A 22706-nucleotide genomic window follows, 5' to 3' on the forward strand; every position below is an offset into this window, starting at 1 on the left:
GAGCCAGCCCAGGCGCGAATATCCGAGACACCATGACCGACTCCACCCCGACCGCCTGCCAAGCCTTTCTCGACGCCTGCGCCGCAGCCATCGGCGCGCAATACGTGCTGACCGACGCGCACGACACCGCGCCCTACCTCGCCGACTGGCGCCGCCGCTACCAGGGCGCGGCCGTCGCCGTGCTCTGCCCGGCCAATACGCGGGAAGTCGCCGCGGTCGTGAAGCTCGCGCGCGAGCATCGCGTGGCGCTCGTGCCGCAAGGCGGCAACACGGGCCTTGCGGGCGGTGCCACGCCGGACGTCAGCGGCACCCAGGCCGTGCTGAGCCTGCGCCGCCTGAACCGCGTGCGCGAAATCGATCCGCACAACAACACCATCACCGTCGAAGCCGGCGTGATCCTCGCCGAAGTCCAGGCGCGCGCAAAAGATGCGGGCCGCCTCTTCCCGCTCTCGCTCGCGGCCGAAGGCAGTTGCACGATCGGCGGCAATCTCTCGACCAACGCGGGCGGCACCGGCGTGCTGCGCTATGGCAATACGCGCGAGCTGTGTCTCGGCCTCGAAGTCGTCACGCCGCAAGGCGAGATCTGGGACGGTCTGCGCGGGCTGCGCAAGGACAACACCGGCTACGATTTGCGCGATCTCTTCATTGGCGCGGAAGGCACGCTCGGCATCATCACCGCCGCGGTCATGAAGCTGCATCCGCTGCCGGCCGCGCGCGTCACCGCGCTCGCCGCGCTCGGCTCGGCACATGCGGCGCTCGACTTCCTCGCGCTCGCGCAGCGCTACGCCGGGCCGCTGCTCACGGGCTTCGAGCTGATGTCGGACTTCTGCATGGCGCTCGTCAGCCGTCATTTCCCGCAACTGCGTTATCCGTTCGCGGAGCATCACGCGCAGGTCGTGCTGCTCGAACTGTCGGACAACGAAAGCGAAGAGCACGCGCGCGCCCTCTTCGAGCGGCTCATGGAAGAAGCGCTCGAACAAGGTCTCGTGGAAGACGCCGTGGTCGCGGAAAGCCTCGCGCAGTCGCAGGCGTTCTGGAATATCCGCGAGCACATTCCGCTCGCGCAGGCGCAGGAAGGGTTGAACATCAAGCACGATATCGGGGTGCCGATCTCGCGCATCGGCCACTTCATCGAGGAAACCGACGCCGAAATCGCCCGCGCGGTGCCCGGCGCGCGCATGGTCACCTTCGGGCATCTCGGCGACGGCAATCTGCACTACAACGTGCAGGCGCCCGAAGGCGGCGACCCGAAGCGTTTCCTCGCCGAAAACGAGAAGACGCTGAACCGCATCGTCTACGACAGCGTGGATCGCCATCGCGGCACGATCAGTGCGGAACACGGCCTCGGGCAGCTGAAGATCGACGAGAACATGCACTACAAGAGCGAGGTCGAACTCGCGCTGATGCGCGCGATCAAGACCGCGCTCGATCCGCTGAATCTGATGAATCCGGGGAAAGTGCTGCGCTGAACGCGCGGGACGCAAGGAGCCGACATCGTGTTGAAGATCCGCGTGCTGTCCGACCTGCATCTGGAAAACGACGAGCCCGACACGATCCCGCATGCGCAGGCCGATCTCGTCGTGCTCGCGGGTGACATCCACAATCACGGGCTGGGCTTGCGCTGGGCGGCGGAAACGTTCGATCCGCAGGTGCCGGTGGTGTACGTGCCCGGCAATCACGAGTACTACGACGGCGATCTCGGCGCGCTGGAAACGGCGATGCGCGACGCCGCCTCCACGCTCGACAACGTGCATTTCCTCAACGATGGCGTCTACGTCGATCCGGCGGGCCGCTTTCGGGTGTTAGGCACGACGCTGTGGGCCGACTTCGCACTCTTCGGCGCCGACGACGCCGCGCGTGAAGCCGCCATAGCGGCAGCGATGCGCGTGATGCTGGATTTTCGCGGATTAATCCAGGTGTCCTGGCCGGACAGCCCGCAAGCAGGTGCCCGCGACTTCACGCCGGCCGACTCGCTCGCGCTCCACGCGCGTTCGCGCGCATGGCTCGAAGCGGAACTGGCGAAGCCCTTCGCGGGCGAGACGATCGTCGTCACGCATCACGCGCCGCATAAAGGGAGTCTGGCGCCGCGCTACGCGGAGGATCTGGTGTCGGCGGGATTCGTGAGCGATCTCGGCGCGCTCGTGCGCGCGCCGGTCGCGCTATGGATACATGGCCACACGCATACGTGCTTCGACTACACGGTCAACGGCACCCGCGTGGTGTGCAATCCGCGCGGCTATCGCGACCGCCGCACGGGGCGGCCGGAGAATCCGGCCTTTGCTTGGGACAAGGTGGTGGAGATCTAGCGAGGCAAACCCGCGGCTTTAGTGCATGCGTGCGTCGTCGCGGCGCACGCGCAGCGTCGCGGGCTGGAGCTGCGCGCGGCGCATGCGCAGCAGATCGCGCGATGCCGCGATGCCGATCAGGCCCATCATCACGGCGATGCCGATCATCAGATGCGTATCCATTCGAGTTTCCGGTGTTGGCAGAAAGAGGTTGCGTGAAACAGTCCCGCTACCTTACCAAGCCACCGCGCCGCCGGGCGTAAGGAAGTGTTGCCATCTGCGCAAGCTGTAACAGGCTGTCACGGCCCGCGCGCCATTTGATTGCGCTCAGGTGCGCGCGAACTGGCGCAGCTCGTTGTGATCCCGAGCGAGTGTCGAAGGCATGCTCTCGCGCAGCAGCTCGACCCACGTGCGGATCTTCGCGTCGAGATACTGGCGCGACGGGTACACCGCAAAGACGTTCATCTCCTGCGACTTGTATTCCGGCAGGATCCATTGCAGCTCGCCGCTGCGCAAACCGCTGATCGCCGAATAGATCGGCAGCAGGCCCACGCCCATGCCCTCGCGCACGGCCACCGCCATCGCCTCCGCCACGTTCACCTGGAAGGTCGCCGGGCCGAGGTCGATCGTGGCCTCGCCTTCGGGGCCCGTGAACTGCCACTGCGAGGTCGGGAACACGGGCGTCACCATCTGCAGGCAGGTGTGGTTCGCGAGATCCGCGGGCTTTTGCGGCACGCCGCGCTTTTCCAGATACGCCGGCGAGGCAACCACGATGCTGAACGCGCTCGTCAGCCGCTGCGACACGAAACCGGAATCCGGCAGATCGGTCGCGACGACGAGGGCCACGTCGTAGCCCTCGTCGAGCAGGTCCGGCATGCGCTGGGCGAGCGTGAGTTCCACGTGCACGTCCGGATAGCGCTGCTGATACTGCCCCACCGCCGGCACCACATAGTGCTGGCCGAAGCTCGTCATCGCGTGGACCTTGAGCTTTCCGGAGGGGCGCGCATGCGCGTCGCCGGCTTCCGCTTCGGCCTGATCCACGTAGGCGAGGATCTGCTCGCAGCGCTGCAGGTAGCGCTCACCCGCCTCGGTGAGCGCAATGCGGCGCGTCGTGCGGTTCAGCAGGCGCGTGCGCAGGTGCGCCTCCAGATCGGAAACCGCGCGCGAAGCGTAAGCCGTGGTCGTGTTCAGGTATTGCGCCGCGCCCGTGAAGCTGCCCGCCTCCACCACCCGGACGAATACACGCATGTTTTGAAGCGTATCCATACCAATCCTCTTTCTGACACACGAATTGTTTCATAATTCGTAAGATCGATTGTCTCACGTTTCGTAAAAATGCCTTGCATCCTTACCGGTTATTCATCAATCGCTCAAAAAATATAATGACACGCAGTGATTCATAGCCAAGATAAGGAGTAAATCGTGCAGTCTCCGGTACCGAAAGGACTAGCCGCACTCACGGTTCTTACGTTCTCGTTGATAATCGCGGGCTGCGCCAGTACCGGGGGCATCGCACCGCAAGCGCAACAGGCGCAAGCCGCGCAACTCGACGCCGGATCGGCGATCCGCGCGGCCAACACCGACGCCGGCTGGCCCGCCAGCGACTGGTGGCGCGGCTATAACGACCCTCAGCTGAATGCCTGGATCGAAGCCTCCGTGGCCGGCAACCCCTCGCTTGCCGCCGCCCAGGCGCGTGTGCGCGAAGCGCGCTCGATGGTCGGCGTGGCCCAGGCCGGGCTCCTGCCGCAAATCAACGGCAGCATGTCCATCCAGCGCCAGCAATGGTCCGACAACGTCTACTACGGGCCGGGCCCGCTCGCGGGTGCGAACACGTGGAACAACACAGCCACGCTCGGCCTGTCATATCACCTCGACCTCTGGGGCCAGGACAAGAACAATGCCGAGCGCGCGCTCGACGTAGCCCACGCCACCGCCGCCGACGCGCGCGCGGCGCAGCTCGAACTCGAAGTCAATGTCACGCGCACCTACATCGAGATGTCGATGAACTACGCGCTGCTCGACATCGCGAAGCAAACGCTCGGCCAGCAGCAACGCATTCTTGCGCTCGCGCAAAAGCGCCTGGCCGGCGGCATCGGCACGCAGCTCGAAGTGAGCCAGGCGCAAACGCCGCTGCCCGAATACGAACGCCAGATCGACGCGCTCGAAGAATCCATTGCGCTCGGCAAGAACCAACTCGCGGCGCTCGCGGGCAAGGGCCCGGGCGCCGGTGAAGCGATCGAGCGGCCTGCGCTCTCGCTCGCGGCGCCTGCAGGTCTGCCCTCGGCGTTGCCCGCCCAGTTGATCGGCTATCGCCCCGACGTGGTCGCGGCGCGCTGGCTCGTCGCCGCGCAGGCGCGCGGCATCGACGTCGCGAAGGCCGACTTCTATCCGAACGTGAACCTGCTCGTTTCGATGGGCGGCTACGCGGCGGCCGGCCCGCTGTTCCAGTTCCTCAAGTCGATGAGCGGCAGCTATGCGGGCGGCCCCGCGTTCTCGCTGCCGATCTTCGACGGCGGACGCCTGCGCGCGCAGCTCGGCGCGCAGTCCGCCGCGTACGACATCGCCGTCGATCAGTACAACCAGACGATCGTCACCGCGCTCAAGGAAATCGCCGATCAGGTGGTGCGCATGCGCTCGCTCGCGACGCAGGAAAACGACGCACACCGCTCGGTCGCGGCCGCGCAGCGCAATTACGATCTCGCACAGGAAGGCTTCCGCCGCGGCCTGACCGACTATGTGAACGTGCTGATTGCGCAAACGCAGTTGCTGCGCGCGCAGGAAGGCGTCGCGCACATCCGGGCCGAGCGGCTGGCCGCCCATGCCACGCTCGTGGCGGCGCTGGGCGGCGGCATGATCGACGCATCGAGCGATGCCGCAGCAAAGGGCCCAACCGAAGCCGAGCAACTGCCCGCGCACGGCAAGAAGACGCGCGACGTGCCGCTCATGCCTGCGGCGCTGCTCGCGCCGCATGGCTCGCATGCTTCGTCCGGCCCCGACGACGCCGATGCGAGCGCATCGGGCAATGCCGGCGCAGCCGGCACGGCGCACTGAGGCAGACGACGATGCAAGCGTCCACTTCCTCACCCTCGCAGCCGGGCGGCCAAAGCCTCTACGCCGCGCTCGCTGACTGGGCGCGTACCGACGGCCTCGTCTGGATCTATCTCTTCAAGGCGATCGCCGCCGCGCTGCTCGCGCTCGGCATCGCCATGAAACTCGATCTGCCGCAGCCGCGCACGGCCATGACCACCGTGTTCATCGTGATGCAGCCGCAAAGCGGCCCCGTGTTCGCCAAGAGCTTTTACCGGCTTTGCGGCACGCTCGTGGGCCTCGTCGTGATGCTCGCGCTGATCGGCCTCTTCGCGCAGCAGCCGGAACTCTTCATCGTCTCGACGGCGCTGTGGGTCGGCCTGTGCACCGCGGGCGCCGCGCGCAACCGCAACTTCCGCTCGTACGGCTTCGTGCTCGCGGGCTACACGGCGGCGCTGATCGGCATTCCGGCCTCGCAGCATCCCGACGGCGCGTTCATGTCGGCGATGACGCGCGTGGGCGAAATCTCGATCGGCATCCTTTGCTCGGGCTTCGTCAGCGCCGTGGTGTTTCCGCAGTTTACGGGCGAGCTGCTGCGCTCGAACGTGCGGCGCCGTTTCTCGTCGTTCGTCGATTACGTTTCGGCGGCGCTTGCCGGGCGTGTCGATCGTTCGCATATCGAAGCGAGCAATGCGCGGTTCGTCGCCGACGTCGTGGGCCTCGAAGCGAACCGCAGCATGGCCGTGTTCGAGTCGCCCGACGCGCGCATGCGCTCGGGGCGCCTCGCGCGCCTGAACACCGAGTTCATGACGGTCTCCACGCGCTTTCACGCGCTGCATCAGTTGATGAACCGTCTGCGCGCGGACGGCTCCTCTGCAACCGTCGATGCGCTCGAACCGTACTTCCGCGAGATCGCGCCGCTGTTCGCCAAAGCAGGCGAGCCTGTGCTCACGGCCGCCGACGCAACGCACGTCTCGCAGCAACTAGACGACTACCGCTCGGCGCTGCCGCGGCGCGTGCGCGCCACGCGCACCGAACTCGAAGCACAAGGCGATGCGCGCCTGCTCGACTTCGACACCGCCACGGAGCTGCTCTACCGCTTCGTGCACGAGATGACCGAGTACACGGCCACCTACGCCTCGCTCGCCGTGGATACGCACTCGCGCGAGAAATGGATTTCGCGCTACGTGCCGAAGACCAACCTGATCGCAGCGGGCGTGGCAGGCCTGCGCGCCGCCGTCGTGATGACGCTGCTCGGCGCGTTCTGGATCGCCACCGCGTGGCCGAGCGGCACCAACCTCGTGCTCAATGCCGCCGCGACCTGCGCGCTCGCCTCGTCCGCGCCGCAGCCCTCGCGCATGGCGACGCAGATGGCGCTCGGCACCGTGCTCGCATCGGTCGTCGGCATGATTCTCACGTTCGGCGTGTTTCCGCACATCGACGGCTTCGTCATGCTGTGCGTCGCGCTCGCCCCCGCGCTCGCGTTCGGCGTGTTCCTCACGACGCGCCCGAAATACGCGGGCTACGGCGTGGGCTATTGCATCTTCCTGTGCTTTCTCGCGGGGCCGGACAACGTCGTGCAGTACAACCCGAGCAGCTACATGAACGACGCGCTCGCGCTCATTGCGTCGATGGCAGTCTCGGCGCTGGCGTTCGCCGTGCTCCTGCCGCCTTCCACGCCGTGGCTGCGCCGGCGACTGCTGGCCGACTTGCGCGGCGGCGCCGTGCACGCTTGCCGCGCGCGCCTGAAGGGACTGCGCAACCGCTTCGAGAGCGGCGCGCGCGACCTGATGTTCCAGCTCTCGGCGATCGCCGGCAACGACGACGCGCAACGCCGCGACACGATGCGCTGGCTCTTCTCGACGCTCGAAGTGGGCAACGCCGCGCTCGATTTGCGCCACGAACTGGCCACGCTGCCCGCGCATCCGCAGTACGCACGGGGAACGGCGTGGCGCGTGGCGATCGACGCGACGCTCAAAGCCGTGAGCGCGCTCTTCGATCGCCCGGGCGAAGCGCGTTACCGCGACGCGCTCGCCGCGACGGCTCGCGCGATCGACGCAAGCCAGGCCGTGCTGCAAGGCATGTGGCAACCCGAAGCGACGAGCGCCGCCGAGCGTGGCGACGCGCCGCGCGAAGAGCGCCACCAGCTGCAGCGCATCCAGAGTCATCTGCATTTCATCCGCACCGCGCTCATCGACCCGCAATCGCCGCTCGCGGCGTATGCGGGCAACGAAAGCGCGAACCCCGGCGCGAGCCAAGGAGCCAACCATGCCTCGTGACGTCGCGTTTCTCGACGCCTATATCCCGGCGATCGTGCTGCTCTTCATTCTGGGCGCGGCGATCACCTGGGTGCTCGATTCCGTACTGGCCCGAACCGGCCTCTACCGCGTCGTGTGGCACCCGTCCCTCTTTCGCGTGAGCCTGCTCGTGGTCGTGTGCTGCCTGCTCGGTCTCGCGGTCTATCACTGAATGCGTCACTGCATGCATCGCTGAACGAATCAACCGAATCATGACAATCCGCAACCTCATTGGCTTTATCGCGACGGCCATCATCTTCGTCGTCGCCATTCTGGTCGGGCGCGTCCTGTGGGTTCACTACATGGACGAGCCGTGGACCCGCGACGGCCGCGTGCGCGCCGAAGTGGTGAACATCGCCCCCGACGTCTCGGGCGCCGTGGTCGAGCTGCCCGTGAAGGACAACCAGTTCGTGCACAAGGGCGACCTGCTCATGCAGATCGACCCGTCGCACTATCAGATCGCCGTGGAGCAGGCCGAGGCCGCCGTGGCCGCGCGCAAGGCCGAGCTGACGATGCGCCAGGACGACGCGCGCCGCCGCGCCGACATGGACAGCGAAGTGGTCTCGGCCGAAAACCGCGAGAACGCCTCGCATACGGCAAATTCGGCACAGGCGCAGTACCAGCAGGCAATCGCTGCGCTCGACGCAGCCAAGCTCAACCTCGAACGCACGCGCGTGGTCTCGCCGGTGGACGGCTACATCACGAACCTGCAGGTGTTCCAGGGCGACTATGCGATCTCGGGCCAGGCCAAGCTTGCCGTGGTGGACAGCCATTCGTTCTGGGTCTACGGCTACTTCGAGGAAACCAAGCTGCCGCACGTGAAGGTGGGCAACAAGGCCGACATCAAGCTGATGAGCGGCGGCACACTCCAGGGCCACGTCGAGAGCATCTCGCGCGGCATTTACGACCGCGACAATCCGCAAAGCCGCGAACTGCTCGCCGACGTGAACCCGACCTTCAACTGGGTGCGCCTCGCGCAGCGCGTGCCGGTGCGCATCCACATCGACAAGGTGCCGGACGACATGGTCCTCGCCGCGGGCACGACCTGCACGGTGGTCGTCAAACCAGGCACGTGATGGCGCCGTGACGGCGCGTACTGCCAGCCGGGCTACGCAACAGCGCAAGCAAAAAGGGAACGCCAGTTTGGCGTTCCCTTTTTTGTTGCTGTGCGCACACGGAGTGTTAGCGCTTCCCGCACAGTGCGCCGACAGCGAATCGATGAGTATTGCAAAACAATGTCTTTATCACGTTAAAGCCTCTCTCGCTTGATCCATGTCAACGGAAGTTGGTCGGAATACTCGGATTATTCCTATTCCCCAGCCTTCCAATCAGCCCTCAACGTGATCCTTCGCCTACATCGACCTCGCGAAATCGGCGCCATGCCGCGGACGGCGCGCGACGACGGCGCGGTGCGCGCGTTCGCGCGCCGCGCACTGGCCGGGCTCGCGAAGCGTCAGGCCCTCGCGCCGCAACGGGTGGTCGTGCTCGCCCTCGGCAACGTTCAGTGGGGCGACGCCGGTTTGGGCGTGCTCGCGCTCGAGCGGCTGAAGGCGGCCTGGCAATGCCCCGCGCAGGTCGAACTCGTGGAAGGCGGTACGCGCGGCCGCGCGCTGCTGCCCGTCGTCGAATCCACGCAGCGTTTGATCGTGCTCACAGCAATCGATTTCGGGCTCGAACCGGGCACGCTGCGCATCCTCACCGGCGATGCGGCCGCCGAACATCTCTACATGCGCCGCCCGAGCCGGCCTGGCATGGGTTTCGCCGACGCGCTGGCCTGCGCGCAGCTGAGCGGCCGCTCGCCGCGCGAGATCGTGCTGATCGGCGTGCAGCCGCAAGGCAGCGACTGTTACGGCGCGGGCTTGTCGAGCACGGTGCGCGCGCAACTCGATGCGACTGTCGATGCCGCCCGGCTCTGGCTGCGCCGCTGGCGCGTCGCACCGTTGCCGCGTCTCGAGCATCCCGACATCCGCGGCTGAGCGCCGCACAGCGGTTGCACGCGCCCGGCGGGCGCGCCGCATGCGCCCGTACGCGGAAATCCGCGAGAGAATCCGCGGGAGAACCCGCGTTGCCCGCACGCATTGCACTGCACTATCCTGAAAAACTGCGCCAGATCGGCCAACGGCTGCACCATCAGCACGGGAGGAAGGTAGTCATGCGTTACCGCGATTTTCACCGCGAGTCGGTCGCGAACCCCGACGACTTCTGGCGCCGCGAGGCCGAGCGCATCCATTGGGAGACGCCGTTCGACCAGGTGCTAGACCGCTCGAATCCGCCGTTTGCGCGCTGGTTCTGCGGCGGCCGCACGAACCTGTGCTTCAACGCCGTGGACCGTCACCTCTCGTCGCGCGCCCACCAGAACGCGCTCGTCTACGTCTCGACCGAGACCGGCATCGAGCGGCGCTACACCTACGCCGACCTGCACGCCGAAGTGAACCGCATGGCCGCCGTGATGCGCTCGCTCGGCGTCGCGCGCGGCGAGCGCGTGCTGATCTATCTGCCGATGATTCCCGAGGCCGTCTTTGCCATGCTCGCCTGCGCGCGCCTCGGCGCGATCCACTCGGTGGTGTTCGGCGGATTCGCCGCGCCGAGCCTCGCCGCGCGCATCGACGACGCGAAGCCCGTGCTGCTCGTGAGCGCCGACGCCGGGGCGCGCGGCGGCAAGGTGATCGACTACACGCCGCTCGTGGACGAAGCCATGGCGCGCGCCGAGTACGCGCCGCCCAAGGTGCTGCTGATCGACCGCCAGCTCGCGCCCGAGCGGCTGAACGCGCCGTATCTCGTCGACTACGAGCCGCTGCGCGAGCAACACTACGATGTGCAGATTCCCTGCGAATGGCTCGAATCGAACGAGCCTTCGTACATCCTCTACACCTCGGGCACGACGGGCAAGCCCAAGGGCGTGCAGCGCGACGTGGGCGGCTACGCGGTGGCGCTCGCCGCATCGATGGAATACATCTTCGAAGGACACGCCGGCGACACCATGTTCACGGCGTCGGACATCGGCTGGGTGGTGGGCCATAGCTACATCATCTATGCGCCGCTGCTCGCGGGCATGACCACGGTGATGTACGAAGGCACGCCGGTGCGCCCCGACGGTGGCATCTGGTGGCGCCTCGTCGAGCAGCACCGCATCAACCTGATGTTCACGGCGCCGACGGCCATTCGCGTGCTCAAGAAGCAGGACCCGGCGCTGCTGCACTGCGCCGATCTGTCGAGCCTGCGCACGCTCTTTCTCGCGGGCGAACCGCTCGACGAGCCCACGGCCGAATGGATCTCGGATGCACTCGCCAAACCCGTCGTCGACAACTACTGGCAGACCGAGACCGGCTGGCCGATGCTGGCGATCCAGCGCGGCGTCGATCCGCTGCCGCAAAAGCTCGGCTCACCGGGCGTGCCCTGCTACGGCTACGACCTCGTGCTGCGCAACGAACATACGGGCGAGCCCTGCGCACAAGGCGAGAAAGGCGTGATCACGCTCGGCTACCCGTTGCCGCCAGGCTGTATGCAGACCGTGTGGGGCGACGACGCGCGCTTCGTGAACACGTACTGGGAAAGCGTGCCGGGCCAGCAGGTGTATTCGACCTTCGACTGGGGCGTGCAGGACAGCGACGGTTACGTGACGATCCTCGGCCGCACCGACGACGTGATCAATGTGGCGGGCCATCGTCTCGGCACGCGCGAGATAGAAGAGGCGATCTCGTCGCACGCGGCCGTCGCGGAAGTGGCCGTGGTGGGGGTGAACGACGCGGTGAAGGGTCAGGCGGCGCTGGCGTTCGTCGTGCTGCGCGACGCGAATGCGGCAGCGAATCCCGCCGATGCACAGAAGCTCGCGGCTTCGCTCGCCGCGACGGTGGACCGCCAGCTCGGCGCGATCGGCCGGCCCGCGCGCGTGCACTTCGTGCCGATGCTGCCCAAGACGCGCTCCGGCAAGCTATTGCGCCGCGCGATCGCGGCGCTCGCCGAAGGGCGCGACCCGGGCGATCTGCCGACCATCGAGGATGCCTCGGCGCTGCAGTCGATTCGCGAGGCGGTGAGCGCAGGCGACAACTGAGGCCTGTGCCCGCTCAGCGTGCGAGCGGGCGGTACGCGGCCAGGAAGCGCTTGAGGATGCCCGTCGAGTACGTGCCCGCGATATCGGTGAGGAAGCTCGAGAACGAGGTGCTCGCGTGCTCGTCGGCGGTATCGGAGATCGTACGCACGATCGCGCACGGCACGTCGTACTCGTGGCAGACCTGGGCGATCGCGGCGCCTTCCATCTCGACGGCGAGCGCATCGGGCAACAGCGCGCGCAGCGCGCCCACGGCCGCGGCGCTCGCCACGAACTGGTCACCGCTGATCACGAGGCCGCGATGCACCTGCGGCAACGCGGTTTCCAGGCGCGGCAGCGCGGCCTTGAAGCGCGCCGTCAACTCCGGCCCCTCCTCCGCGATGAAACGCTCGCATGCGGCGGCGAGCGCCTGAGCCAACGCGTGGTCGGCATCGAAACGCGAGCGCGCGAGCAGCGGGATTTCGTGACGCGGGAACAGCGGCTCGGCGTTCATGTCGTGCTGGAGCAGCGTTTCGCCCACCACCACGTCGCCCACGTGGACGCCCGAACCCACGCCGCCGGCCACGCCCGTAAAGACGATCGCTTCCACATCGAACGCATGGATCAGCGCGCTGGCCGTGGCGGCCGCCGCCACCTTGCCGACGCGCGCGAGCGTCACCACGCACGGCGCGCCGTGCACGGTGCCCAGGTGATAGTCACGCCGGCCGAACGTGCGCGTGACGACGCCCGATTCGGCCTGCATGGCCGCGATCAGATCGCCGAGTTCCTGGGGCAGCGCGGCGAGCACGCCGAGCGGACGGGCGGCACTGCCGCTCGCTTGGGTCGAGAGGTTCATCTTCGAATGATTTCCGTCTGAGTCGTTTGAGGCTTACGCGCGCTCACTCCACCGGCTGCAGCTTGGCCACGGCCAGCGCGAGCCACTTCTCGCCGTGACGCTTGAAGCGCACCTGCGCCTTGGCGTCGGTGCCGCTGCCTTCGAGCGCCGTGATCGTGCCTTCGCCGAACTTCGTGTGGAACACGCCCTGGCCCACACGGAAGCCCGTCTCGGCGGCGCGCTGCTCGTTGGCGAACGCGGGCGCCGGGCTCTTGTCGGCGATATAGGCGTCGCGCTCGCGACGGCCGCCTTCGCTGCTGCCGCCACTGCCGCCGCCCGGACGCGCGAACCAGTCGCGGCCCCAGCCGGCGTTGTCGGAACGCCCGCCCCAGCGCGAACCGGCCTCGACCTTGGGCGTGAGCCACTTGAGCGATTCCTGCGGCAGTTCGTCGAAAAAGCGCGAACGCACGTTGTAGCGCGTCTGGCCGTGCAGCAGGCGGCTCTGCGCGAACGAGATATAGAGCCGCTCCTTCGCACGCGTGATCGCCACGTACATCAGGCGGCGCTCTTCTTCGAGGCCGTCGGCTTCCATCGCGCTGTTCTCGTGCGGGAACAAGCCCTCTTCGAGACCGGTGATGAAGACCGCCGTGAATTCGAGGCCCTTCGCCGCGTGCACCGTCATCAACTGCACGGCGTCCTGGCCTGCCTGCGCCTGGTTGTCGCCGGCTTCGAGCGACGCGTGCGAGAGGAAGCCCGCGAGCGGCGTCATGACGTCGGGGTTCTGCGCGGGGTCGGTGATCGTGGGCGCATCGAGCACTTCGATCTCGCCGTCCTGCGAGACGATCTCGGGCACCGCGCTCGCGCCCGGGCGCAGCGGAATCGAGCGCGCGGGCGTGTCGAGGCCATAGCCCTCTTCGCTCACGAACGCCGTGGCCGCGGTCACGAGTTCCTGCAAGTTCTCGAGGCGATCCTGACCTTCACGCTCGTTCTGATAAAACTCGGCGAGACCGCTCATGCGTACCGTGTATTCGACCGTTTCCGGCAGGCTCATCTGCGCGGTCTCGGCACGCATCTTCGCGACCAGATTGGCGAACGAACCCAGGCTCGAGCCCGCCTTGCCCGTGACGTACGGAATGGCCGCGGCCATCGAGCAGTTGTAGAGGCGCGCGGCATCCGCCAGCTGCTCGATCGAGCGCGCGCCAATGCCGCGCGTGGGGAAATTCACGACACGCGCGAACGCCGTGTCGTCGTTCGGATTGTCGATCAGACGCAGATACGCGAGCGCATGCTTCACTTCCTGGCGCTCGAAGAAGCGCAAGCCGCCATACACCTTGTACGGCACGCCCGCGTTCACGAGCGTGTGCTCGATCGTGCGCGACTGCGCGTTGCTGCGATAGAGGATGGCGATCTCGTTGCGCGCGAGCCCCTGGTTGATCAGCGCGCGAATCTCCTCGACGATCCAGCCGGCTTCCTGCGAGTCGGTGGCCGCCTCGTACACGCGCACCGGCTCGCCGTGGCCCGCATCGGTGCGCAGGTTCTTGCCCAGACGCCGCGAGTTATGCGCGATCAGATAGTTGGCCGCATCGAGAATATGGCCGTGCGAACGGTAGTTCTGCTCCAGCTTGATCATGTGCTTCACGCGGAACTCGTTCTCGAAGTCGCGCATGTTGCCGACGTTCGCGCCGCGGAACGCGTAGATCGACTGGTCGTCGTCGCCCACCGCGAAGATCGCATTGCCCGGCCCCGCGAGCAGCTTGAGCCACGCGTACTGAAGCTTGTTGGTGTCCTGGAACTCGTCCACCAGAATGTCGCGAAAGCGACTCTGATAGTGCGCGCGCAGCGGCGGGTTGTACGCGAGCAGTTCGTAGCAGCGCAGCAGCAGCTCCGCGAAATCGACCACGCCTTCGCGCTGGCACTGCTGGTCGTACGCTTCGTAGAGTTCGACGAACTTGCGGTTGAAATCGTCGCTTACATCCACGTCTTTCGGACGCAGGCCCTGCTCCTTCGCGTTGTTGATGAAATACTGCAGGTTCTTGGGCGGGTACTTCTCGTCGTCGACGTTCAGGCCCTTCATCAGACGCTTGATGGCCGAAAGCTGATCTGCGGTGTCGAGGATCTGGAAGGTCTGCGGCAGACCGGCGTCGCGGAAATGCGCGCGCAGCATGCGGTTGCACAGGCCGTGGAACGTGCCGATCCACATGCCGCGCGTGTCGATGGGCAAAAGCGCCTGGAGGCGCCCGACCATTTCGCGCGCGGCCTTGTTCGTGAAGGTCACGGCCAGGATGGTCGAGGGCGAGGCCATGCCCTGCTGGATCAGCCACGCAATGCGCGTGATCAGCACGCGCGTCTTGCCGCTGCCGGCCCCGGCCAGAATGAGCGCCGGTTCGTTGGGCAACGTGACGGCGGCGAGTTGTTCGGGGTTCAGGTTCGCGAGCAGTTCGGGCATGGGCTGAAAAGGAGCGTGACCCCAGGGCGGGACCCCGGGGACGTGGCGCGCGGCACAGGCGCGCCGTCGTTGAATGGCAGACCGCCATTATAAGTGCGCACGCACGCTGCGGCTTGGGTGACCCAAGCGGCACGCCTCGCGCGCAGAACGCCCGCACGACGGCCCGCACCATGGTCCGCCCAGTGCCCCAGCCCGGCTGGCGCGTCGGCTCCGGCAGGACTTCCCCTTATAATCGAAGGTTTCCGCATCCTTTTTTCGGCAGATTCCACCCATGAGCGACAGCACGCTAGCGAAAAGCTTCGAGCCCCAGACGATCGAGGCCCAATGGGGCCCCGAATGGGAGCGTCGAGGCTACGCCGCCGCGACCTTCGAGCCCGGCCGCAACAATTTCTCGATCCAGTTGCCGCCGCCCAACGTCACCGGCACGCTGCACATGGGGCACGCGTTCAACCAGACGATCATGGACGGCCTCACGCGCTACCACCGCATGCTCGGCGACAACACGCTGTGGGTGCCGGGTACGGACCACGCGGGCATCGCCACGCAGATCGTGGTCGAGCGCCAGCTCGACGCGCAGAAGATTTCGCGCCACGACCTGGGCCGCGAGAAGTTCGTCGAGCGCGTGTGGGAATGGAAGCAGCAGTCGGGTTCGACCATCACGGGCCAGGTGCGGCGCCTGGGGGCGTCGATCGACTGGTCGCGCGAGTACTTCACGATGGACGACAAGATGTCGACCGCCGTGCGCGACGTGTTCGTGCGCCTCTATGAACAGGGCCTGATCTACCGCGGCAAGCGCCTCGTGAACTGGGACCCGGTGCTGGGCACCGCCGTTTCGGACCTCGAAGTCGTGAGCGAAGAGGAAAACGGCAACCTGTGGCACCTGCGCTATCCGCTCACGGACGGTTCGGGCCACCTCACGGTTGCGACCACGCGCCCGGAAACCATGCTCGGCGACACGGCCGTGATGGTCCATCCGGAAGACGAGCGCTACGCGCACCTGATCGGCAAGACCGTGACGCTGCCGCTGGCCGATCGCGAGATCCCCATCATCGCCGACGAATACGTGGACCGCGAGTTCGGCACGGGCGTCGTGAAGGTCACGCCCGCGCACGACTTCAACGACTACCAGGTGGGCCTGCGCCACGGTCTGCCGATGATCGAGATTCTCACGCTCGACGCGAAGGTCAACGACAACGCGCCCGCCAAATACCGCGGCCTCGACCGTTTCGAGGCGCGCAAGCAGGTCGTGGCCGACTTCGAGGCGCTCGGCCTGCTCGATTCGGTGCAGCCGCACAAGCTGATGGTGCCGCGCGGCGACCGCACGGGCGTGGTGATCGAGCCGATGCTCACGGACCAATGGTTCGTCGCGATGACGAAGCCCGCGCCCGAGGGCACCTTCAATCCCGGCAAGTCGATCACCGAAACTTCGCTCGACGTGGTGCGCAGCGGCCAGATCAAGTTCGTGCCGGAAAACTGGACCACGACCTACTACCAGTGGCTCGAGAACATCCAGGACTGGTGCATTTCGCGCCAGCTCTGGTGGGGCCACCAGATCCCGGCGTGGTACGGCGAGAACGGCGAGATCTTCGTCGCGAAGAGCGAGGAAGAGGCGCGCGCGCAGGCCGAAGCCAAGGGCTACACGGGCGCACTGAAGCGCGACGAAGACGTGCTCGACACGTGGTTCTCGTCGGCGCTCGTGCCGTTCTCGTCGCTCGGCTGGCCTGCGGATACGCCCGAACTGAAGGCCTTCCTGCCCTCTTCCGTGCTGGTCACGGGCTTCGACATCATCTTCTTCTGGGTGGCGCGCATGGTCATGATGACCACGCACTTCACCGGCAAGGTGCCGTTCGACACGGTGTACGTGCACGGCCTCGTGCGCGACGCCGAAGGCCAGAAGATGTCGAAGAGCAAGGGCAACACGCTCGACCCGATCGATATCGTCGATGGCATCGACCTCGAAGCGCTGGTCGCCAAGCGCACCACCGGCCTCATGAATCCCAAGCAGGCCGCGACCATCGAAAAGAAGACGCGCAAGGAGTTCCCGGAGGGCATTCCCGCGTTCGGCACCGACGCGCTGCGCTTCACGATGGCTTCCATGGCCACGCTCGGCCGCAACGTGAACTTCGACCTCGCGCGCTGCGAAGGCTATCGCAACTTCTGCAACAAGCTCTGGAACGCCACGCGCTTCGTGCTGATGAACTGCGAAGGCCACGATTGCGGTTTCAGCAAGCCGGGCGCATGCCAGCCGGGCGATTGCGGCCCCGGCGGCTACACGGACTTCTCGCAAGCCGATCGCTGGATCGTCTCGCTCCTGCAACGCGTGGAAGCCGAAGTCGCGAAGGGCTTCGCGGACTATCGCTTCGACAACGTGGCCAACGCCATATACAAGTTCGTCTGGGACGAATACTGTGACTGGTACCTGGAACTGGCCAAGGTGCAGATCCAGACGGGTACGCCCGAGCAGCAGCGCGCCACGCGCCGCACGCTGCTGCGCGTGCTGGAAACGGTGCTGCGCCTCGCGCACCCGGTGATTCCGTTCATCACCGAAGCGCTGTGGCAGAAGGTGGCGCCGCTCACCGACGCGTACCCCGAGGGTGCCGCCGAAGGCGCAGCATCGATCATGGTGCAGCGTTACCCGGTGGCAGAAGCAAAGAAGATCGACGAAGCCGCGGAACAGTGGGCCGCCGACCTGAAGGCCGTGATCGACGCGTGCCGCAATCTGCGTGGCGAAATGGGCCTCTCGCCCGCCACGAAGGTGCCGCTGCTCGCCACGGGCAACGCCGAGCGGCTCGCGACGTTCGCGCCCTATGCGCAGGCGCTTGCAAAGCTTTCGGAGGTCCAGATCATCGCCGACGAAGCAACGCTCGACGCGGCCTCGGCAGGCGCGCCAGTTGCTATCGTAGGGACGGACAAACTCGTGCTGAAGGTGGAGATCGACGTCGCCGCCGAACGCGAACGCCTGTCGAAGGAAATCGCCCGCCTCGGCAACGAGGTAACGAAGTGCACGGCCAAGCTCGGAAACGAGAGTTTTGTAGCGAAAGCACCGCCCGCAGTCGTTGAGCAGGAGCAGAAAAGACTGGCAGAATACCAGGCAACGCTGGACAAGCTGACCGCGCAACTCACGCGGTTGCCGGCCTGAGCGCCATATCGGCCAAAGGCTGTAACGCGTCGCGCCGCACCCGCGGCGTCACACGAGCACCAGGACAGGGACAAAGACATGCTGAAAGTGACAAAAGCGGTATTCCCGGTAGCGGGCCTCGGCACGCGCTTCCTTCCGGCCACGAAAGCCAGCCCGAAGGAAATGCTGCCCGTGGTCGACAAGCCGCTCATCCAGTACGCGGTCGAAGAAGCCGTGGCTGCGGGCATCACTGAAATGATCTTCGTGACCGGGCGCAGCAAGCGCGCGATCGAGGACCATTTCGACAAGTCGTACGAGATCGAGGCCGAACTCGAAGCGCGCGGCAAAGCCAAGCTGCTCGAACTGGTGCGCAACATCAAGCCGAACAACGTCGACTGCTTCTACGTGCGTCAGCCCGAGGCGCTCGGCCTTGGCCACGCCGTGCTGTGCGCGGAAAAGCTCGTGGGCGACAACCCGTTCGCCGTGATTCTCGCGGACGACTTGCTCTACGGCACGCCGCCCGTCATGCAGCAGATGGTCGAGGTGTTCGACCACTACCATAGCTCGGTGCTCGGCGTGGAAGAGATTCCGGCCTCGGAAACGCGCTCGTACGGCATCGTCGACGGCAAGGAGTGGGAAGACTCGATCGTCAAGCTCTCGGGCATCGTCGAGAAGCCGGCGCCGGAAGTCGCACCGTCGAACCTCGGCGTGGTCGGCCGCTACGTGCTCAAACCGCGCATTTTCGAGCATCTGAAGTCGATCAAGCCGGGCGCGGGCGGCGAGCTGCAGCTCACCGACGCGATCCAGTCGCTGCTCGCCGACGAGCAGGTGCTCGCCTACAAGTACCACGGCACGCGCTTCGACTGCGGCAGCAAGCTCGGCTACCTGAAGGCGACGGTGGAGTTCGCGCTGCGCCACCCGGAAGTCGGCGCGGATTTCGACGAGTATCTGCGTACGCGCAAGCCGGTGCTGGAAGGCTAGGGGCCCCCGCTGAGACTCCCGCTCAGGCAAATGAAAATGGCCCGCATTCTCATGCGGGCCATTTTTTTATCTACCGATGCGCCTAGCGCCGGCGCATCAGGAACACGAACGTCTTGTCCTGCTGCGAGCTTTCCACGATCTCGTTGCCGGTTTGCTTGGCGAAGGCGGCGAAATCGCGCTGCGAGCCGGGATCGGTCGCGAGAACCTTGAGGATCTGGCCGCTTTCCATGTCGGCGAGCGCCTTCTTGGCGCGCAGGATCGGCAGCGGGCAGTTCAGCCCGCGTGCATCCACTTCCTTGTGAACCTGAATCTGCATCGGGGTTGGATCCTTCGGTGGCGCACCGTCACGGCGTGAGACGGCGCTGGCAATAGCGTCGATTTTACCGCAGCCACGCCAGCCGCCGCTTGCGTCCCGATCACGGCACGGCTCACAGGGTGACCGCCGCCCCCGTATGCAGCGATTCGCGCAGCGCCTGGCCGATGCGGGTGGCTTCCAGCGCGTCTTCGAGCGTCGCGCCAAGGCTCCCCGCCTGCGTCCGCCCCGCCTTGCGTGCCGCCACTTCGGCGACGAACGCCTGCGCTTCGTTCAGGAACGCCTCTTCGAAACGGTCGAAGAACGTGGGCGTGCAAACGCTGCGCACGCCGGTCGAATCGTAGACATCGACGCGATTCGCGCGCGGGATGCGGCCGATCGCGAGCGCGCCCGCCGTGCCGATCACCTCGCTCGACGTGTCGTTGCCGTGCGCCATCGTGCGCGAGGCGTAAAACATCGCGAGTCGGCCGCCCTCGAACTCGCAGATCGCCACGCCGTTGTCCACGTCGCCCGATTCGCGCAGCCCTTCGTGCAGCGCGATTGCGCCTGCGGCGTACACGCGTGTGGCGCGCGGCTTGCCGAGCAGCCAGCGCGCAACGTCGATGTCGTGGACCGTGCAGTCGAGGAAAATGCCGCCCGAAGTCGGCGCGAAGCGCACGAAAAAGCCTTCGGGATCGTTCAGATCGCAGGTCTGCGAGCGCACCAGAAAAGGCTTGCCGATCGCCCCCGCCTGCACGCTTGCGTAGGCATCCTGATAACTTGGATCGAAGCGGCGCATGAAGCCGATGGTCACCTGCCGGTCGGCATGACGACGCGACACGTTCACCACCCGCTCGCATTCGGCCACGTCGAGCGAGAGCGGCTTCTCGCAGAACACGTGCTTGCCCGCTTCGAGCGCCTGCACGATCTGCTCGGCGTGCAATGCCGAAGGCGTGACGAGCCACACCGCATCGACCGCTTGATCGGCCAGCAAATCGGCGTACTCGCCATACAGCCGCGCGGCGGGCAGCGCCTCGCGCGCCCACGCGAGATCCGCTTCCAGCGGACTGCACGCGGCCGCGAGCGTTGCACCCGGCACGCGATACGCCAGGTTCTGCGCGTGCCGCCGCCCCAACCGCCCAAGTCCCGCCACGCCCACGCGCAACGGCTGGGCACGATCGATTGCCTGCATCCTTGCTCTCCTCGCTTGATCTGCGCTCGCTTCAATCGCCCAGCGTCACGACACGGCCCTCGCGCCACGACAGCGAGGCAGCTTCGGCCAACTCCAGCGCTTTCAGGCCGTCGGCGACCGAGGTGCGCACCGGCACGCCCTGCGTCACGGCTTCGTGAAAGTGCGCCATTTCGCGCGCATAGGCCGCGCGATAGCGTTCGAGGAAGAACGCCTCGGGCACGTCCTGCGCGACAGCGGTCTTCGACCACGCGACCACCTCGGTCGGCTTCATGTTGCCCGCCTGCAGCATGCCCTCGCTGCCGAGCACCTCGAAGCGCTGGTCGTAACCATAGGCCGCGCGCCGCGCCGTGTTGATCTGGCAAAGACGCCCGCGCTTCGTGCGGATCGTCACCGCCGTCGAATCGATGTCGCCCGCGTCGGCAATCGCCGGGTCGGACAGGCAGCTGCCCGTGGCATGCACGCTCACCGCCTCGTCGTCGAGGATCCAGCGGAAGATGTCGAAGTCGTGGATCAGCATGTCCTTGAAGATGCCGCCCGAGTGCTTGATGTACTCGACCGGCGGCGCGCCCGGATCGCGGCTCGTGACGATCAGCATTTCCGGCGTGCCGATCTCGCCTGCATCGACGCGCGTCTTGAGCGCGGCGAACGTGGGATCGTAGCGGCGCTGGAAGCCGATCATGGCCACGACGCCCGCGCGCTGCACCGCTTCTGCGCAGGCGCGTGCGCGCTCGATGGTCAGGTCGACGGGCTTTTCGCAGAAGATATGCTTGCCCGCTGCCGCCGACTTGAGGATCAGTTCGGAGTGCGTATCGGTGCTCGAGCAAATTACCGTGGCGCCGATCGAAGCGTCGCCGAACGCGGCGTCCACATCCACGACCTGCGCGCCGTGCTGTGCGGCGAGCGCGGCGGCGGCTTCGCGATTGACATCGATCACGTACTTCAGACGCACGCCCGGCTGGCGCGCGAGATTGCCCGCATGAATGCGGCCAATGCGCCCCGCGCCGAATACCGCCACATCCAGCGTTGTCGCTGCGCCGCTTGCTGCACTAGTCATCGTATCCTCCGGTGTCGGTCGATTCTTCCACGTTGAGTTCGAGCCGGTACGCAAGCGCAATGAAGAGCGCCTGGCACAGGCAGAAGGTGCTGGTGAGCGAGCGGAACGCGAACGCGCTCCCTTCCTTCACATAGAGCTGCGCGTTCGCGTGGCGCGCGAGCGGCGAAAGCTGGCTGTCGGTGATGACGAGCGTCCTGGCGTGGTGCTGCTGCGCCACCCGCAGGCAGTACTGCGTTTCTTTGCCGTAGGGCGCGAAGCTGATGGCGATCACCACGTCGCCCTTCTTCACGCCGCGAATCTGTTCGTGGTACATGCCGCCGAGCCCCGAGACGAGGTGCACGCGCTTGCGCGTGTGCTGCAAGGCATAGACGATGTAGCTCGCCACTGGAAACGAGCGGCGCACGCCGATCACGTAGATGTTGTCCGCCTGCTCGAGCATCTTCACGGCTTCGTCGAACTGCGCGCCGTCCAGGCCGGCTTCGAGTTCGTCGAGCCCGCTGCGGCACGCGCCGATGAACTCGCGTGCCACGGCGCCGCCCATGTCCGGGCTCGCTTCGCCTTCCTTGGCGTCGATCAGTTGGCGAATGCGCTGCTGATAGCTCGTGGCCGAGGCGCCTTGCCCCGCATAGGCCTGACGGAACACGGCCTGGAGGTCGGAGAAGCCCGAGAAGCCGAAGCGCTGCGCAAAGCGCACCACCGCCGAAGGATGCACGCCGCAGCTCGCGGCAATGTCGCTCGTACGGTCCATCATCACGCTCGCGCGGTGCTGCTCGATGTAGGTCGCGATGCTTTTCAGCTGACGCGGCAGCGCCTCGTAATCGTGGGCGATGCGCTGCATCAATTCGTCTACGCCTGCTACGGCGTCGGTTGTGTCATCCGCCATGATTGTTTTCCTCGGCTGGTTGCCGCACTGCCGCAAAGCCTTACCAGGCTTCGATTCCACGGCATGCCGACGGAGCCGATTATAGGCAGCGCGTCACACGAATGGAACAGATTTTCCATTTTTATTTGCAATGAAATTTTCGTTGCAAGTCGCGAGGCGATGTCCTACTCTTGTCGATGAGCGCGGCAGCTGGTGCAGGTAACAAGCGGCATGTCAAAAGCGCGGCTGCGGCATTCACCCCAAGAACGAACGACAGACCGAGAAAGGTG

18 protein-coding genes are annotated in these 22706 nt (G+C 66.3%); 10 read left to right on the plus strand and 8 right to left on the minus strand.

Going from position 1 to position 22706, the window contains the following annotated elements:
• Positions 1 to 32 precede the first annotated feature (32 nt).
• The gene (locus tag AB3X99_RS18740; RefSeq protein ID WP_368617745.1) at positions 33 to 1469 is read left to right on the plus strand and encodes an FAD-binding oxidoreductase; all 1437 of its coding nucleotides are present in this window, start codon (positions 33 to 35) and stop codon (positions 1467 to 1469) included.
• Positions 1470 to 1499: 30 nt separating this feature from the next.
• Complete coding sequence (locus AB3X99_RS18745) at positions 1500 to 2306, plus strand: metallophosphoesterase (RefSeq protein WP_069268659.1); 807 nt, start codon at positions 1500 to 1502, stop codon at positions 2304 to 2306.
• Between the two features lie 18 nt (positions 2307 to 2324).
• Here AB3X99_RS18745 and AB3X99_RS18750 read toward each other — a convergent pair whose 3' ends face one another.
• Positions 2325 to 2468, minus strand: coding sequence for a hypothetical protein (locus AB3X99_RS18750; RefSeq protein WP_169739136.1), 144 nt, complete (start codon positions 2466 to 2468; stop codon positions 2325 to 2327).
• Positions 2469 to 2612: 144 nt separating this feature from the next.
• Positions 2613 to 3551, minus strand: a complete 939-nt coding sequence (locus tag AB3X99_RS18755; protein ID WP_069268660.1) for a LysR family transcriptional regulator — start codon at positions 3549 to 3551, stop codon at positions 2613 to 2615.
• Positions 3552 to 3707: 156 nt separating this feature from the next.
• Here AB3X99_RS18755 and AB3X99_RS18760 point away from each other — a divergent pair, with 156 nt between their 5' ends.
• The 6 genes from AB3X99_RS18760 (at position 3708) to AB3X99_RS18785 (ending at position 11660) form a co-directional block, all read left to right on the plus strand.
• A complete protein-coding gene (locus tag AB3X99_RS18760; RefSeq protein ID WP_368617746.1) occupies positions 3708 to 5336 on the plus strand; it encodes an efflux transporter outer membrane subunit in 1629 nt (542 codons plus the stop codon).
• 11 nt (positions 5337 to 5347) lie between these two features.
• On the plus strand, positions 5348 to 7591 hold the full coding sequence (locus AB3X99_RS18765) for an FUSC family protein (RefSeq protein WP_368617748.1): 2244 nt from the start codon (positions 5348 to 5350) through the stop codon (positions 7589 to 7591).
• Positions 7581 to 7781 (plus strand): DUF1656 domain-containing protein, encoded by a 201-nt coding sequence (locus tag AB3X99_RS18770; RefSeq protein WP_042271036.1) that lies wholly within the window; start codon positions 7581 to 7583, stop codon positions 7779 to 7781. The genes AB3X99_RS18765 and AB3X99_RS18770 overlap by 11 nt, the downstream gene beginning before the upstream one ends.
• Before the next feature lie 40 nt (positions 7782 to 7821).
• Positions 7822 to 8685: an HlyD family secretion protein gene (locus AB3X99_RS18775; RefSeq protein ID WP_069268663.1), complete on the plus strand. Its 864-nt coding sequence runs from the start codon at positions 7822 to 7824 to the stop codon at positions 8683 to 8685.
• Between the two features lie 303 nt (positions 8686 to 8988).
• A complete protein-coding gene (locus AB3X99_RS18780) occupies positions 8989 to 9585 on the plus strand; it encodes a hydrogenase maturation protease (RefSeq protein WP_368617749.1) in 597 nt (198 codons plus the stop codon).
• Between the two features lie 176 nt (positions 9586 to 9761).
• Positions 9762 to 11660: a propionate--CoA ligase gene (locus tag AB3X99_RS18785; protein ID WP_368617750.1), complete on the plus strand. Its 1899-nt coding sequence runs from the start codon at positions 9762 to 9764 to the stop codon at positions 11658 to 11660.
• 13 nt (positions 11661 to 11673) lie between these two features.
• Here AB3X99_RS18785 and AB3X99_RS18790 read toward each other — a convergent pair whose 3' ends face one another.
• Positions 11674 to 12492, minus strand: coding sequence for a 5'-methylthioadenosine/adenosylhomocysteine nucleosidase (locus AB3X99_RS18790; protein WP_342924572.1), 819 nt, complete (start codon positions 12490 to 12492; stop codon positions 11674 to 11676).
• A 43-nt stretch (positions 12493 to 12535) separates the two neighbouring features.
• Positions 12536 to 14917: a UvrD-helicase domain-containing protein gene (locus AB3X99_RS18795; protein ID WP_069268667.1), complete on the minus strand. Its 2382-nt coding sequence runs from the start codon at positions 14915 to 14917 to the stop codon at positions 12536 to 12538.
• A 271-nt stretch (positions 14918 to 15188) separates the two neighbouring features.
• On the opposite strand from AB3X99_RS18795, the gene AB3X99_RS18800 reads away from it, so the two are divergent.
• Positions 15189 to 18056 carry a valine--tRNA ligase gene (locus tag AB3X99_RS18800; RefSeq protein WP_368617751.1) on the plus strand — a complete coding sequence of 956 codons (2868 nt, stop codon included), beginning with the start codon at positions 15189 to 15191 and terminating at the stop codon, positions 18054 to 18056.
• A 78-nt stretch (positions 18057 to 18134) separates the two neighbouring features.
• Positions 18135 to 19016: a UTP--glucose-1-phosphate uridylyltransferase GalU gene (galU, locus tag AB3X99_RS18805; RefSeq protein ID WP_368617752.1), complete on the plus strand. Its 882-nt coding sequence runs from the start codon at positions 18135 to 18137 to the stop codon at positions 19014 to 19016.
• 82 nt (positions 19017 to 19098) lie between these two features.
• Here the strand turns inward: galU and AB3X99_RS18810 are convergent, their stop codons facing one another.
• The 4 genes from AB3X99_RS18810 to AB3X99_RS18825 all read right to left on the minus strand — a co-directional run bounded on the left by AB3X99_RS18810 (position 19099) and on the right by AB3X99_RS18825 (position 22437).
• Positions 19099 to 19326 (minus strand): sulfurtransferase TusA family protein, encoded by a 228-nt coding sequence (locus tag AB3X99_RS18810; RefSeq protein ID WP_028208042.1) that lies wholly within the window; start codon positions 19324 to 19326, stop codon positions 19099 to 19101.
• Positions 19327 to 19444: 118 nt separating this feature from the next.
• Positions 19445 to 20500, minus strand: coding sequence for a Gfo/Idh/MocA family oxidoreductase (locus tag AB3X99_RS18815; RefSeq protein WP_368617753.1), 1056 nt, complete (start codon positions 20498 to 20500; stop codon positions 19445 to 19447).
• Between the two features lie 31 nt (positions 20501 to 20531).
• Positions 20532 to 21554, minus strand: coding sequence for an inositol 2-dehydrogenase (gene iolG, locus AB3X99_RS18820; RefSeq protein ID WP_368617754.1), 1023 nt, complete (start codon positions 21552 to 21554; stop codon positions 20532 to 20534).
• On the minus strand, positions 21547 to 22437 hold the full coding sequence (locus AB3X99_RS18825; RefSeq protein ID WP_069268671.1) for a MurR/RpiR family transcriptional regulator: 891 nt from the start codon (positions 22435 to 22437) through the stop codon (positions 21547 to 21549). The genes iolG and AB3X99_RS18825 overlap by 8 nt, the downstream gene beginning before the upstream one ends.
• Positions 22438 to 22706 lie beyond the last annotated feature (269 nt).

This window comes from Paraburkholderia sp. BR10882 (assembly GCF_040948855.1).
Lineage (GTDB): Bacteria > Pseudomonadota > Gammaproteobacteria > Burkholderiales > Burkholderiaceae > Paraburkholderia > Paraburkholderia nodosa_A.